16 protein-coding genes are annotated in these 13,251 nt (G+C 54.3%); 7 read left to right on the top strand and 9 right to left on the bottom strand.

Annotated elements, in window-relative coordinates; translation table 11 throughout:
- Positions 1 to 87: 87 nt before the first annotated feature.
- A complete protein-coding gene (locus tag TA5113_RS07145; protein ID WP_165589389.1) occupies positions 88 to 1,011 on the top strand; it encodes a DMT family transporter in 924 nt (307 codons plus the stop codon).
- Here the strand turns inward: TA5113_RS07145 and TA5113_RS07140 are convergent.
- Together TA5113_RS07140 and mgtE are read right to left on the bottom strand one after the other, a co-directional pair.
- A complete protein-coding gene (locus TA5113_RS07140) occupies positions 1,008 to 1,577 on the bottom strand; it encodes a 5-formyltetrahydrofolate cyclo-ligase (RefSeq protein ID WP_058315643.1) in 570 nt (189 codons plus the stop codon). The two genes, TA5113_RS07145 and TA5113_RS07140, sit on opposite strands and share 4 nt — an antisense overlap.
- Positions 1,574 to 2,971: a magnesium transporter gene (mgtE, locus tag TA5113_RS07135; protein ID WP_058315642.1), complete on the bottom strand. Its 1,398-nt coding sequence runs from the start codon at positions 2,969 to 2,971 to the stop codon at positions 1,574 to 1,576. The genes TA5113_RS07140 and mgtE overlap by 4 nt, the downstream gene beginning before the upstream one ends.
- Before the next feature lie 255 nt (positions 2,972 to 3,226).
- Here mgtE and guaD point away from each other — a divergent pair, with 255 nt between their 5' ends.
- A complete protein-coding gene (gene guaD / locus TA5113_RS07130) occupies positions 3,227 to 4,534 on the top strand; it encodes a guanine deaminase (RefSeq protein WP_245627178.1) in 1,308 nt (435 codons plus the stop codon).
- 7 nt (positions 4,535 to 4,541) lie between these two features.
- Here the strand turns inward: guaD and TA5113_RS07125 are convergent, their stop codons facing one another.
- The 4 genes from TA5113_RS07125 to TA5113_RS07110 form a co-directional block, all read right to left on the bottom strand.
- Positions 4,542 to 5,030, bottom strand: a complete 489-nt coding sequence (locus TA5113_RS07125; protein ID WP_245627177.1) for a CAP domain-containing protein — start codon at positions 5,028 to 5,030, stop codon at positions 4,542 to 4,544.
- Positions 5,030 to 6,379: an 8-oxoguanine deaminase gene (locus TA5113_RS07120; protein WP_058315640.1), complete on the bottom strand. Its 1,350-nt coding sequence runs from the start codon at positions 6,377 to 6,379 to the stop codon at positions 5,030 to 5,032. The genes TA5113_RS07125 and TA5113_RS07120 overlap by 1 nt, the downstream gene beginning before the upstream one ends.
- A 115-nt stretch (positions 6,380 to 6,494) precedes the next feature.
- Positions 6,495 to 7,298 carry a histidinol-phosphatase gene (hisN, locus tag TA5113_RS07115; protein ID WP_058315639.1) on the bottom strand — a complete coding sequence of 268 codons (804 nt, stop codon included), beginning with the start codon at positions 7,296 to 7,298 and terminating at the stop codon, positions 6,495 to 6,497.
- Positions 7,299 to 7,351: 53 nt separating this feature from the next.
- Positions 7,352 to 7,720, bottom strand: coding sequence for a helix-turn-helix domain-containing protein (locus TA5113_RS07110; RefSeq protein WP_058315638.1), 369 nt, complete (start codon positions 7,718 to 7,720; stop codon positions 7,352 to 7,354).
- A 289-nt stretch (positions 7,721 to 8,009) separates the two neighbouring features.
- Between TA5113_RS07110 and TA5113_RS07105 the strand changes: the two genes are divergently transcribed.
- Positions 8,010 to 8,969 (top strand): NADPH:quinone oxidoreductase family protein, encoded by a 960-nt coding sequence (locus tag TA5113_RS07105; RefSeq protein ID WP_058315828.1) that lies wholly within the window; start codon positions 8,010 to 8,012, stop codon positions 8,967 to 8,969.
- 5 nt (positions 8,970 to 8,974) lie between these two features.
- Here the strand turns inward: TA5113_RS07105 and TA5113_RS07100 are convergent, their stop codons facing one another.
- Complete coding sequence (locus tag TA5113_RS07100; protein ID WP_058315637.1) at positions 8,975 to 9,868, bottom strand: LysR family transcriptional regulator; 894 nt, start codon at positions 9,866 to 9,868, stop codon at positions 8,975 to 8,977.
- Positions 9,869 to 9,993: 125 nt separating this feature from the next.
- Here TA5113_RS07100 and TA5113_RS07095 point away from each other — a divergent pair, with 125 nt between their 5' ends.
- From TA5113_RS07095 to TA5113_RS07085, 3 genes are all read left to right on the top strand, one after another.
- The gene (locus tag TA5113_RS07095; protein WP_106387483.1) at positions 9,994 to 10,218 is read left to right on the top strand and encodes a DUF1127 domain-containing protein; all 225 of its coding nucleotides are present in this window, start codon (positions 9,994 to 9,996) and stop codon (positions 10,216 to 10,218) included.
- Between the two features lie 167 nt (positions 10,219 to 10,385).
- Complete coding sequence (locus TA5113_RS07090) at positions 10,386 to 11,123, top strand: Bax inhibitor-1/YccA family protein (RefSeq protein ID WP_058315635.1); 738 nt, start codon at positions 10,386 to 10,388, stop codon at positions 11,121 to 11,123.
- A gap of 155 nt (positions 11,124 to 11,278) precedes the next feature.
- Complete coding sequence (locus TA5113_RS07085) at positions 11,279 to 11,725, top strand: hypothetical protein (protein WP_058315634.1); 447 nt, start codon at positions 11,279 to 11,281, stop codon at positions 11,723 to 11,725.
- 16 nt (positions 11,726 to 11,741) lie between these two features.
- Here TA5113_RS07085 and TA5113_RS07080 read toward each other — a convergent pair whose 3' ends face one another.
- Both TA5113_RS07080 and rpmG read right to left on the bottom strand, forming a co-directional pair.
- Positions 11,742 to 12,251 (bottom strand): GNAT family N-acetyltransferase, encoded by a 510-nt coding sequence (locus tag TA5113_RS07080; RefSeq protein WP_058315633.1) that lies wholly within the window; start codon positions 12,249 to 12,251, stop codon positions 11,742 to 11,744.
- Between the two features lie 138 nt (positions 12,252 to 12,389).
- Positions 12,390 to 12,557 (bottom strand): 50S ribosomal protein L33, encoded by a 168-nt coding sequence (gene rpmG, locus TA5113_RS07075; protein WP_058315632.1) that lies wholly within the window; start codon positions 12,555 to 12,557, stop codon positions 12,390 to 12,392.
- 235 nt (positions 12,558 to 12,792) lie between these two features.
- On the opposite strand from rpmG, the gene TA5113_RS07070 reads away from it, so the two are divergent.
- On the top strand, positions 12,793 to 13,248 hold the full coding sequence (locus TA5113_RS07070) for an ion channel (RefSeq protein WP_245627176.1): 456 nt from the start codon (positions 12,793 to 12,795) through the stop codon (positions 13,246 to 13,248).
- Positions 13,249 to 13,251 lie beyond the last annotated feature (3 nt).

Raw genomic sequence — 13,251 nt, 5'->3', positions numbered from 1 at the left:
TGTGCGGTCTGGACCTAACGAAAAGGTCTATGCAGAGCCCCGTCTCTCGTGCCACCAATGCGCAGAACGCCTTCTTTTGGAGCAGAAATGAGTAGCATAGCGACACATCAAAATGTGACAGCCGGGCTTGTCCTGATTGTCTTTACGGCGCTGACAATTTCGCTGCAGGACGTGGTGTTTAAACTATTCGCAAGCGATATGACGCTTTGGCAGATTTTCAGCCTGCGGGGCGTCTTTGCTCTGGCGATCCTTTTCGTGATTGCCCGGGTGCGACATGGTTCATATGAGGCGATCAAAGCGGCCTTTCACCTTTGGCCGTTGATGCGCGGCCTGTGTCTGACATGCGCCTTGCTATGCTTCTATGCGGCGATCCCTTTCCTAAGCTTGGCGACAATGGGCGGGGCCATGTACCTCGCGCCGATTTTTATTGCCCTGCTCTCGGCCTTCCTGATCGGAGAGCCGGTCAGCCGTCTGGGATGGATTGGCGTTGTTCTGGGCTTTATCGGCGTTTTGGTGTTGTTGCAGCCGGGATCAGACGCGTTTTCGACCTTCGCGCTTTTGCCAGTCTGCGCCGCAGTCCTATATGCGTTTACTCACATCATTACACGCGCACGGTGTCAGGGTGTTCCTCTGGAAGCATTGTCTTTCTCTTTGAATACAATGATGTTTTTGGCAGGTTGCCTGATCAGCCTTGCATTATTCACTTTGAACCCCAGCGCAGAGTTCTTTCAGACCTACCCCTATTTGTTCGGGCAATGGTCTTCGGTTTCAGGTTCAGACATCCTTGTATTGATCCTGCTGGCGGTGTTTGCCGTGTGTATCGGCATGATGTTGGCGGGTGCCTATCAATTGGCACCTCCTGCAACGGTCGCCACGTTTGAGTACAGCTACCTCGTCTTCGTGGCAGTTTGGGATATCCTATTCTTCGGAATCCCACTCAGCACCACAACGTTGCTCGGTATGGTCATGATTTTCGGAGCCGGCGTTTTGATTTTGCGAAAGCCAGCTTAGGCTTTGAAATCGCGGATACCAGTCTCAGTGATCATCAGATCGAGCGGCTGATCCGTCGGCTCTAACGGCAAGCCATCTGCCTCTTGCGCATCAAATGCAAAGCCGACAGCAAGCGTCGCGCGCTTGCTGCGCAACAGTTCCAGTGTGCGATCATAGAAGCCGCCGCCATAGCCCAAACGACCGCCCTGCCCGTCAAATGCCACCAACGGTACAATCACAATTTCGGGCTCAAAATAGGTGGCATCCGCTGGGATCTGGGCTCCAAACGGACCAGAGACCATCTTTGCATCCGGCTCCCATTGCGCGAACTTCAATGGCTGCCCCGCCGCTTCAATCACCGGCACACCGACGGTGCCATGAGCCGCAGCTTCTGCCATTGCAGCCAATGGGTTGATTTCTGTGCGGATCGGCATGAAACCGGAAACCGGCACGCCCCTGTAGCCTGCCAGAAACTCGGAAAGATAGGCCGATTGCCCCGGATGGGCAGTTTCAAACGCAACCTTACGACGGGCGAAAGCCGCCTTACGAGCTGCGTCTTTGCGCGCCTGCAAATCTTCTGATGTCACAGCAAAATCGCTCCTGCCAATGCCAAAAAGGCAAAGAAACCAACCACATCGGTGACCGTTGTCACAAAGGCACCAGACGCCAGCGCGGGGTCGACACCGATCTTTTCAAGCAACACTGGAATACCGGTTCCCGCAAGGCCAGCCACGACAAGATTGACCACCATTGCGACAGCAATCACCACACCGAGCATCGGCGAACCAAACCAAATGATGCCGACCACGCCCATCACAAGGGCAAACACCACCCCATTGATCAGGCCCACAAGCACCTCGCGGCGGATAACTCGCCAGACGTTGGCGCTGGTCAAGTCTTTGGTCGCAAGTGCGCGCACCGCAACCGTCAAAGACTGGGTGCCCGCGTTGCCACCCATGGAGGCGACAATCGGCATCAAAACTGCAAGCGCCACGTATTGCGCAATGGTGGCTTCAAACTGAGCGATCACTAGGGAGGCCAAGATCGCCGTCACCAAGTTAACCGCCAGCCAAGGCAAACGTTGGCGTGTGGTTTCCACCACCCGGTCCGACAGCGAGCTTTCCTCACCAACACCGGCGAGACGCAGAATGTCTTCTTCATGCTCTTCATCAAGCACTTCCATCGCGTCATCAATGGTGATGACGCCGACCAACCGTTCGTTCTCATCGACAACAGGCGCGGTAATCAGGTGGTATTGGTTAAACGCGTAAGCGACGTCCCCTTCATCCTGCGTCACAGGAATGATCTGAAACATCTCTTCGGCGATGTTCTTCAACGGTACGGTGCGCGGCGCACCCATGATTTTGCCCAGCGTCACATTCGCGACCGGTCGCATGCGCGGATCCACAAGGATCACGTGGTAGAATTGCTCCGGCAACTCTTCGGCATCGCGCATATAGTCAATCGCATCGCCAACGGTCCAATGTTCCGGGGCCATAACCGTTTCGCGTTGCATCAGACGACCGGCGGAAAACTCCGGGTAGCTCAGCGCCTGCTCAACCGCGACCCGGTCCGCGTCTTCCAGCACCTCAAGGATGGCTTCCTGTTGCGGTGCATCAAGGTCTTCGACCAAATCCACAACGTCATCGGATTCCATATCCCGAACCGCTTCCGCAAGCGTTTCGGGGCGCAGAGCCGCCATAACCTCTTCACGGATATTCTCATCCAGATCAGAGAGGATTTCCCCGTCAAACTCTTGATCATAAAGCCGGATCAGACGCCCGCGATCAAAGGGATTGATCTGTTCTAGAAGGTCCGCGATGTCGGCGGAGTGCATCGGCTCCATAAGCGCAAGCAACCGATCACGATCGCCAATCTCGACCGCATAAAGAACGGCTGCGACGCCACGACGATCAAGGACATATGCGTCTTCTTCCTCAAGCTCAGTTTCCGGTGCGATCTGATCATTAAGGTCTGCCATAGTCGCCTCCCGGTCTTAATGCTTTGGGGTTGAGGCGACCATAGGGGAGGTTTCGGGTGAAACTCAATGGCGCTTGGGGAAAATCCTTTGTTTTCGGGAATGAACGAAAGCGTTTCTAAAAAAACTTGATGTGAAATCGCGCAACAAGCCGTTAGGTTCGCCCGAATGTGGCCGCCCCCCTTCGTTTCCAGTGCAAATTGCGTAGAATGAACCCGCAGGTCGCACGCGCCTATGCCATGTCTGAAAGGATACCCCGTGTCTGACACGCCTGACACCCGTCAGCCCACACTACTCTTGGGCCAAACGCTGAGCTTCACGGCAAACCCATTTGAGGTGCCCTTTGAAGATGCGGTGAGCCATGAGACAGTGGGCGCAGTTTTGATCCGAGACGGGCAAATCGCAGCGGTGGGTCAGGCAGAGACTCTGCGCGCACTTAACCCAACCGCCAAGGTGATTGATTACGGCAAAGGCCTGATCATGGCGGGCTTTGTAGATGCCCATGTGCACTACCCGCAAACCGCAATGATCGCGAGCTGGGGCAAACGGCTGATTGATTGGCTGAACAGCTACACCTTCCCAGAAGAAATGCGTTTTGCGTCAAAGACCTACGCGGCAGATATTGCAGGGCGTTATTTGGATCTGACGAAAGCCCACGGCACCACAACAGTGGCCAGCTATTGCACCATCCATCCTGTATCTGTGGATGCCCTATTTGAAGAAGCGCAGAAACGCGGGCAGCGCGTGGTCGCAGGCAAAACCTGTATGGATCGCAATGCACCCGAAGGGCTGATGGACACAGCCCAGACTGCCTATGACCAAAGCAAGCAATTGCTGCAAGCTTGGCATGGTGTGGACCGGATCAGCTACGCGATTACTCCGCGTTTTTCCCCCACATCAACGCCAGAACAATTGGATGCCATGGGTGCGCTTTGGGCAGAGCATCCGGATTGCCTGATGCAGACCCATTTGTCAGAACAAACTGACGAGATCGACTGGGTCCTCGGCATGTTCCCAGACGCCAGGGATTATCTGGATACCTATGAAAAGTTTGGTCTTTTGGGCGAGCGCGGCCTTTATGGGCACGCCATTCACCTGACCGATCGAGAACGCGCGCGTCTCAAAGAAACCGGTGCAGGTTTGGTCCATTGCCCAACATCCAATACGTTTATAGGGTCAGGACTATTTGACATGCAGGGCCTCATGGCTGAAGGCCACAACGTCGGACTTGCCACGGATACCGGCGGCGGTTCGTCCTTCTCGATGCTCCGCACCATGGCAGCGGCCTACGAGGTCGGACAGTTGCGGCATAACCCACTGCATGCCTCGCAACTTCTGTGGCTCGCCACGCAAGGCAGCGCGCGGTCTTTGCATCTTGATGACAAGATCGGCAATTTGGCTGCCGGCATGGAAGCTGATTTGGTTGTACTTGATTTGGCGAGCACGGATGCGATCTCTCAGCGGTCAAGCCGCGCAGAGGACCTTTGGGAATCAATCTTCCCCACCATCATGATGGGCGATGACCGCGCCATCCGCGCGGTCTGGATCAACGGCAAAGCCGCTTAACAGGCCCTCAACAAGTACGGCTGCCCAGAACCATCACCCAGGTATTGCCACGGCCACGGGTCACACCAATCTCAGTCACGTCTGAGTCCAAGATATTCTGGCGATGCCCTGGGGACTTGATCCACCCCCGTGTCACGGCTTGGGGCGAACGATGACCTTGAGCAATATTCTCGGCAATCACACAGTATTGGTAGCCTGCGCGAAGGGCACGGTCGCCAATATCAGACCCATCGGACCCGGAATGAGAAAAAAACGAATAGCGCGCCATGTCCTCGCCATGTGCTTCTGCCACCCGCTCGAGGTTCCGAGAGATATGCAGCGGCTTAAGCCCATATTTTGCGCGATATTGGTTGGTCATGTTGGCGACATCACGAACCGGTTCCGCTTGAACAAATGAAGGAATGGCGAAGAGCGCGGTGAGCAGCATCACAGCAAGCGCCCAAACACGGAACCTTGGCTTCTGCGTGCGGGTGCGTGTGAAATCCAAATTTGACATTACAGTTTCTCCTGCAATGCCCCCACAAGCTTATTCTGTCTCTCAATCATTAATGGCAGGTTTATGGCAGAGATGTGGTAATCGCGCACAATTTGGACACCTTCCACAAAGAGGGTCCGCACCTTGCGCGGGCCCGCCAAGACCAATGCGGCGGGGTCCCAACTTCCTGCGCTTTCAATGCCCGACACGTCCCAAATCGCAATATCTGCACGCTTCCCAACGGCGATCTGACCGCATTCCGGCCGATTCAAAACCTCAGCGCCACCCCGTGTCGCGATCTCTAATGCTTCCCGCGCGCTCATGGCGTCTGCCCCCTGACTGACACGCTGAAGAAGCATCGCTTGGCGGGCTTCTTCCATCAGGTTGGAGCTGTCATTGCTGGCAGACCCATCCACGCCAAGCCCAACATTCACCCCCGCATCTCGCATCTGACGAACAGGCGCGATACCTGAACCCAGGCGGCAATTTGAACAGGGACAATGGGCGATCCCGGTATGACTTTCGGCAAAGAGATCAATCTCTTGACCATCAAGTTTGACGCAATGGGCATGCCAAACGTCATCCCCTGTCCAACCCAGCTCTTCAGCATACTGCCCGGGACGGCAGCCAAATTTCTCTAAGGAATAAGCTATATCCTCGTCATTCTCCGCGAGGTGCGTATGCAGCATCACTTGCTTATCTCGGGCGAGCTTGGCCGCGTCTTGCATCAGACCTCGGCTGACGGAGAATGGAGAGCACGGCGCAATGCCAACGCGCAGCAAACTGCCCTCAGACGCATCGTGATATTTGTCCACGACACGAATGCAGTCTTCGAGAATAGCGTTTTCCTTCTCGACCAATGAATCCGGTGGCAAGCCACCGTCACTTTCGCCAATGCTCATAGCGCCGCGCGTGGGGTGAAACCGCATCCCGATCTCTTGCCCCGCGGCGATACTGTCATCCAGCCGCGCCCCGTTTGGGTAAAGATAAAGATGATCAGACGTCATCGAACACCCGGTTAAGGCAAGTTCCGCCAAGCCAATCTGCGTCGATACGTAAATCTCTTCGGGCCCAAACTTTTCCCAGATCGGATAGAGGGTCTTGAGCCAACCAAACAGCAAAGCATCTTGTGCTTCTGGCACCGCGCGGGTCAGGGTTTGATAAAGATGGTGATGCGTATTCACCAAACCCGGTGTGACGACGCACCCAGTCGCATGAACCAGCTCACCGTCACTGCTAAGCCCCTGCCCCAATTCAACAATCAGGCCATCCCGAACGCGAATATCTGTGTGGACTAGGTCCTCACGCGCGTCATTCATCGTGAGAATAACATCTGCATTCTTGATCAAGATTTCTGATTTTGGATTCATACGCCACTCCTTTGACCCGTTTCGGAGGAGCGACTGAGGCGCTGACAGAAATCGGGCAAAGGACTCAGCGCGGGATCAGGCTATCGAAGCGCAAATAGCTTTTCAACTTAAGCGATTAGGATTTTCGTAAAATTTCTAGGGCTTTGGCGTGAATTTCAGCATTTGCCGCCGCTAGAACGCGCCCACCCTCATGGGCTGGATTGCCTTCCCAATCGGTCACCACGCCGCCAGCCGCTTGAATGACGCCAATCGGACCTTGAATATCATACGCATTCAATCCTGCCTCAATCACCAAGTCGACCTGCCCCGCGGCCACCAGAGCATAGGCATAGCAATCCATTCCATAGCGCGTAAGTTGCGCGTTTTCGGAAACCCGTTCAAATGCAGCACGCTCATCTGGGGTGCCAACTTCTGGGAATGTGGTGAAAAGAATAGCGTCGAAAAGCTCAGAAGTATCTTTTGTTTTTAAGGGCATAGCGCCATGTGGCCCGCTGCGTTCAGCAATCCCAAAACCCCCAAAGAACCGCTCGCCAATATATGGCTGATCCACGACACCAAGCACGGGACCGGTTTCATCGCTGGCCGCAATCAGCACACCCCAGGTCGGCGTACCGCTGATGAAGCCGCGGGTGCCGTCAATCGGATCAAGCACCCAAGTTAGCCCAGATGTACCCTCTTGCGCGCCAAATTCTTCGCCCAGAACGCCATCCTGCGGACGACGCTTTGTGAGAACCTCGCGCATGGCTTCCTCGGCAGCGCGATCCGCCACTGTGACGGGATCAAAGCCATCATCCAGCTTGTTTTCGGTATTCAGAGAAGTCGTGCGAAAAAACGGCAAAATGGCCGCACGCGCTGCGTCGGCCATCTCATGCGCCACAGAAATCAACTCGGCGCTGGTCTTGTCATTGATGAGCATCATGTTCCCTTCCCTGCCATAGCCGCGCTACCGCAGGGCGAGAAGAAACTCAAGGCTTATGCGACGTTGCTAAGAACCCGCGCTAGATCGAACAAACGACGGCGCTGGTTTTCAGGGATCGCATAGTAAGACCGCACCAGATCCAATGCTTCTTTGTCTCCCATCAAATCAGCAGGGAAAGCGCCGGTCGGTGCTTCTTCTGCTTGATCCCCAATGCCTTCAAAGAAAAAGCTCACCGGCACGTCAAGCGCATCGGCGATATCCCATAGCCGAGATGCACTCACACGGTTTGCACCGGTTTCATATTTTTGAATCTGTTGAAATTTAATACCGACCTGCTCTGCCAGCTGTTGTTGGGTCATACCGACCAGCCAACGCCGATGGCGAATACGCTTGCCAACATGCACGTCTACGGGGTGCGTCATTGGAATACTCCTAATTTTTAACAACAAACCGGTACAGCGCTCCCGCCGCCCTACCGGGCGTTTTGCCAGCTCCCACACTGGCTCAACGTCTTGATGCATGCTGCGCATCCCTACAACAGCAGACCTGTTTTAGCAGCTTCTCTGAATTGATCAAGTTATTTGAGAAAAAATGATGCGCCATATAACCTAGGGTTGCTGGATCATAGCGCCTTGTGACGCTGGGTTTTGGGTTCAAAAATTGCGCCAAAGCCCCTAGGAAATGAAGGAAATTACCAGCGGAGCAAGAATCATGCGCGGCTACCAAGTTTATTCACATAGTGAACGCCCTAAGGTCGTAGATCTACCTTTACCTGAGCCCTCAAAAGGTCAATTTCGTATGAAAATATGCGCATGCGGATTGAACTTTGCCGACCTGTTGATGCAACGCGGAACATATCAGGACACCCCAGAATTGCCCTTTGTGGCGGGAATGGAGGTTGCAGGCGTCGTAGATGCAATTGGTCCTGACACAAGTGGTTTGAACATCGGAGACCGCGTCGCGGTTTTTGGTGGGCAAGGCGGGCTTGCGGAGTACGGATGCTTTGAAACTGACCGAGCGGTCGGCCTTCCTGATTCGATGTCTTTCGAAGAAGCTGCGGCCTTTCAGATTGCCTATGGCACCAGCCATGTGGCGCTTGACTACCGCGCAAGGTTGCAACCCGGCGAAACGTTGTTGGTGCTGGGTGCCGCCGGAGGCGTCGGATTGACTGCGGTTGAAATCGGCAAGCTTATGGGAGCAAAGGTGATCGCCTGTGCCCGTGGCGCAGAAAAACTGTCGGTTGCGAAAGCCGCAGGCGCAGACCATCTCATAGACGCAAAGACTGAAGACATTCGAGACGTCGTGCGATCTCTGGGTGGCGCAGACGTGGTCTATGACCCGGTCGGCGGCGAGCAATGGGACGCGGCATTCCGCGCCTCAAATCCCGACGCGCGACTGCTTCCAATTGGTTTTGCCAGCGGCGATGTTCCTAAAATTCCCGCCAACCATATGCTGGTGAAAAACCTCACAGTGATCGGCGTTTATTGGGGGGGGTATCTGAAATACAAACCCTCAGTGGTCACTGACAGTCTGAAAACCCTGTTCGATTGGTATGAGGCAGGAAAGTTAAAGCCCCATGTCAGCCACACCCTCCCACTGGAGGATGTAGCCGAAGGCATGGAGCTTTTACGGAGCAGAAAATCCACAGGCAAAGTGGTGATCGTGCCTTAAGCGCGCTAACTGGCTGACTTTAAGTGTGTCACCGCGTGGGCCTTTGCCTGTGCACCCATCTCTCTGAATGCTTGGCGCACCAAGTCGGCCATCGCTGTGACCCCTTCCCCTTTCACGGCTTCCCCGCCGTACATATTAATGTACTGCATACCGATATCGGGCAACGTCCCCCCATGGTCGATCACCTCGAGCTGGGCGGGCTCAGTTCCCTCGATCATCGCCGAAACCGCCAAGTCGGCAGCGACGGTCACTTCAATCGATCGATCAGACCCCGTATCCACTGCGCTTTCCCAATCGACACCCTGTTCATCGAGCACGCCAATCATGCGCGGACGAAACGAGCAATTGCGGCTTTGTGCGATCTGTAGAGGGCGGCGGCGCCAACACGCACCGCCAGGAGATCCAATCCAGACCAAAGGCAGTGCGCAAAGCGTATCACCGCTTTGTGTGGGCTCTGTAGTCAGGATGAGATCGTACATTCCCTTTTCGAAATTCGGCAAAAGCTGGTGCGTGTTTTCATTCACAACATTCACTTTCAACCGCGGATAGGTTGCCCGCATCTTTTTCAAAACATTTGGAATGGATGGATAAAGGATGTCGTGTGGAATGCCGATCGTAACTTCGCCCTCAAATTCCTGATCGGTTAGTCGGCGGACCGCCTCATCGTTCAATGCCACCATGCGACGAGCGTACCCTAAGAGTTGTTCCCCCGATGCTGTCAGTGCAATCCTGCGCCCGGTACGATCAAATAGATCCAGACCCAGCAGTTCTTCTAGTCGCTTAAGCTGCATGGACACGGCCGATTGGGTCAGATTCAAAAACCCAGCTGCCTTGGTGACACCACCCAAATCGGCGACCGCCATAAAGCTGCGCAACGTGGTTACGTCGAGATTTCTCATAATCACAATCCTTGATGCATCACTTAACAAACATTCGTTTTCCTAATGTTTCATGATGACGCATATATATCAAGAGTTTTGATGAAACTCACTGAAAGCATCAATTTTTAAGAATGGAGAAGACAATGGCATTCCTACAAACCCTAAGCCGCTTTGCAGGTCTCTCTTTCGAGAAGGCCGGTCATAAAAACCACAGCTGGCAGGATCTGGTCGAATTGCGTCGCCAACGTAAAGTGTTGGGCAAACTGACAGATCGCGAGCTGCGCGATATCGGGCTGACCCCCTATGATGTGGAACGTGAAGTTTCTCGTTCGTTTTTTGACGTTCCAAGCCACGGGCCACGGACCTAAACCGGCGTGAACGCGCGCAACACATCAAAATACTGAAAATCGCTCGGAATTCCGGCGGAATACCTGCCGGAATTCCTTGAAAAAGACCCAAAGACGACCGATATTCATGTACAAAGGTCCGTTGCGAACAAATCGGACTTTCAAAGGACAACCTATCGGAGGCTTTAATGGCTCAATTTGACACCATCCGTGGCGTCGCAGGTGCACGCGCTGCAGAGATCGACGCGGGTCTGCGCGCCCATATGAACAAAGTATACGGCACCATGTCTGTCGGCATGTTGCTGACATTCGCTGTTGCGTGGGCGGTGGGCACATCCCCTGCACTGCTCAGCGTATTCCGTGACCCAATCACCCTGTCCCCGAACATTCTGGGCTGGATCGTGATGTTTGCCCCATTGGCAATGGTGTTCCTGTTTGGCGCGGCGATCAACCGTCTCTCTGCAGCTGGCGCACAAACATTCTTCTACGTGTTTGCTGCGGTTATGGGTCTGTCCATGGCGTGGATCTTCGTGGCCTTCACAGGCTTCTCGATCGCGCAGGTCTTCCTTGTGACAGCGATCGCCTTTGCGGGTCTGTCGCTCTATGGCTACACCACAAAACGTGACATTTCTGGTTGGGGCTCTTTCCTGATCATGGGTGTGATCGGAATCTTGGTCGCGTCCATCATCAACATCTTCCTAGGCTCCCCAGCGCTGCATTTCGCAATCACCATCTTGGGTGTGCTGATCTTTGCTGGCTTGACCGCTTACGACACACAGAACATCAAAAACACCTACCTGGCACACGCTCATCACGGCGACCAGGAATGGCTGGCGAAATCCGCGATCATGGGCGCTCTGTCCCTGTATCTGGACTTCATCAACATGTTCATGTTCCTGCTGCAACTGCTGGGCAACCGCGAATAAGCAACTGTGAACAGTTTGAATTTGAAAGGCCGGCGCATGCGTCGGCCTTTTTCCTTTGGTGTAAGCGATATTTTGCGGTGTTTTGTCAGATCGTTAAAAAGCGATTCACTTTTTCCTAAGTTCATGGCAATGTCCCTGAAAATGCAGAGGGACCTATGTGTAAACAACGCATCGCTTTAGCCGCCGCCATGACCACCGCCGCCGCCTCTGCGGCCACAGGCGTAATTGCCGAAACCGATGCTTGGACCCTGCTAGAACAGATCGAAATCAAAGAGATCGTCACCGATACCTCCTACGAGGTCCGCAAGACTTTCCCGGCACAAATGTCGACCCTAGGTGAGGGCATTAAGATTTCTGGTTATGCGGTGCCAATGTATCCCGGCGAAAAGATCAAGGATCTCATCCTAGTCTCTGACATGGGCCTTTGCCCGCTCTGCGGCAATTCGGGCCACGGTGCGAACCTACAGATCACTTTGGCCGAGCCAATCGAGATTCTGGACGAAAGCCAGCGCATCGAGCTGGTAGGCGACCTGACTCCCGTGACCGATCCGGAAACTTGGCAGGCCGCCATTTTAAAGAACGCGCGGATCGTCACCCGCTAAGGCACCCCCGCGCCCTTCAGTTCAATCTGCGTCGCATTTCAATCGCTGGAAAGAACAGACCCGGCTCTAGCGTCAGTTCAATCGGCTGCACGGTCTCAAACCCCATGCGTTCATAAAATGGTTCTGCAGTCAGTGTGCTCATGCAGCGCAGACACGTGACGCCACTGTCTCTTGCGGATGCAAATGCCGCCGCTGCAAGCGCCCCTGCAATCCCTCTACGCAAATGACTTGGATCAACCGCCACGTGGCGCATATGGCCCTCGCCCGCAATGCCAAGGCCACGGGTTGGGCTAATGTCAGTCCACCCCCCTGCGCCAAGGATGTCGCCATTTTCTGACTCGGCAACGAAATAGGTGCCAGTGATCAACAGCTCTGGCCGCGCTTTACCAATGCGCGGCAAGGCCTTTGCCAGTATGCGTGGGTTGTAGTCAGGCTTGAGCAGCTCTGAATAGCTGCGCGTGATCATAGCTGAGATCGCGTCAGCGTCATCAGTTATGGCGGGGCGGATTTCATATTCAAAAGGCATTTCCCTGTTCCAATATCATGGTCTGAAGTTTGATTTCGTCTTCAGCGCGGGATTTGCTTTTTGAGAGGTTTCCTAATCCAGAAAAGCAAAAAGCCGCGCTGGTTGGCGCGGCTTTTGCATGTGTCCTAGAAAGCGATCTTACTTGATCTTGCCTTCTTTATACTCGACATGCTTGCGCACCACCGGGTCGTACTTTTTGACGACCATCTTTTCGGTCATCGTGCGTGCGTTTTTCTTGGTCACGTAGAAGTGGCCAGTACCCGCGGTCGAGTTCAGGCGGATCTTAATTGTGGTCGGCTTCGCCATTGGTCTTCTCCTGCGCGGGCAGCAGATGCCCGTGAAATCTCTATGAAGCCCGCCTTTTAATGATAGCGGCAGTCGTGTCAATGGGTGTCGCAAGGAAATGTCGCGGATTACGAGAAAATTGTGCGGATCCGATGCCCCTCCTGCCCCATGGACATGTTTGTAGGAACTTGATCCTATGCGTTAGCGCCCGGCAACTGATGCGACATGCTGTGGAAAATGAGATTTAGGGACTGTTATGTTTAGCCAACTTCTGATCGGATCGATCATCACCTTTGTGTCCCTTCTCGGGGCAAGCGTCGTTTGGTGGTGGATGAATGAAATCTTGTTCATGTTGGAACCCGCACTGCGGGCACCATATGGGCGTCACAAATCGGCTTTGGTGTTTTTCCTCGCCGTTGTTTCGGCCATGGTTATCATGGGATTTGGTGTGTCCCTTTGGGCCGTCGTATTTGCCCAAATGTCGGTCTTTGCCAGCTGGGAAGAGGCCGTCTACTATTCGCTTGTCGCCTACAGCACGCTGGGCCTTGGGGATGTCACGCTCCCCCAAGACCAAAGGCTGCTTGGGGGTATGACTGGTGCGAACGGATTTCTCATGTTTGGTCTGGTCACAGCGATGCTGACGGATTCCCTGCGCCAGATCGGGCGTATGCAACGCACCTCAAACCGCATGAGCGACGATCAAATCACGTAATGC

The organism is Cognatishimia activa (assembly GCF_001458335.1).
GTDB lineage: Bacteria > Pseudomonadota > Alphaproteobacteria > Rhodobacterales > Rhodobacteraceae > Cognatishimia > Cognatishimia activa.
Note: the sequence above shows the minus strand (reverse complement) of the source record. Positions and strands in the feature narration are given on the sequence as shown.

Coding starts and splice junctions, on each gene's coding strand:
- TA5113_RS07145 (WP_165589389.1), top strand. CDS start 88: ATGAGTAGCATAGCGACACATCAAAATGTGACAGCCGGGCTTGTCCTG.
- mgtE (WP_058315642.1), bottom strand. CDS start 2,971: ATGGCAGACCTTAATGATCAGATCGCACCGGAAACTGAGCTTGAGGAA.
- TA5113_RS07125 (WP_245627177.1), bottom strand. CDS start 5,030: ATGTCAAATTTGGATTTCACACGCACCCGCACGCAGAAGCCAAGGTTC.
- TA5113_RS07120 (WP_058315640.1), bottom strand. CDS start 6,379: ATGAATCCAAAATCAGAAATCTTGATCAAGAATGCAGATGTTATTCTC.
- hisN (WP_058315639.1), bottom strand. CDS start 7,298: ATGATGCTCATCAATGACAAGACCAGCGCCGAGTTGATTTCTGTGGCG.
- TA5113_RS07110 (WP_058315638.1), bottom strand. CDS start 7,720: ATGACGCACCCCGTAGACGTGCATGTTGGCAAGCGTATTCGCCATCGG.
- TA5113_RS07105 (WP_058315828.1), top strand. CDS start 8,010: ATGCGCGGCTACCAAGTTTATTCACATAGTGAACGCCCTAAGGTCGTA.
- TA5113_RS07100 (WP_058315637.1), bottom strand. CDS start 9,868: ATGAGAAATCTCGACGTAACCACGTTGCGCAGCTTTATGGCGGTCGCC.
- TA5113_RS07095 (WP_106387483.1), top strand. CDS start 9,994: ATGGCATTCCTACAAACCCTAAGCCGCTTTGCAGGTCTCTCTTTCGAG.
- TA5113_RS07090 (WP_058315635.1), top strand. CDS start 10,386: ATGGCTCAATTTGACACCATCCGTGGCGTCGCAGGTGCACGCGCTGCA.
- TA5113_RS07085 (WP_058315634.1), top strand. CDS start 11,279: ATGTGTAAACAACGCATCGCTTTAGCCGCCGCCATGACCACCGCCGCC.
- TA5113_RS07080 (WP_058315633.1), bottom strand. CDS start 12,251: ATGCCTTTTGAATATGAAATCCGCCCCGCCATAACTGATGACGCTGAC.
- rpmG (WP_058315632.1), bottom strand. CDS start 12,557: ATGGCGAAGCCGACCACAATTAAGATCCGCCTGAACTCGACCGCGGGT.
- TA5113_RS07070 (WP_245627176.1), top strand. CDS start 12,793: ATGTTTAGCCAACTTCTGATCGGATCGATCATCACCTTTGTGTCCCTT.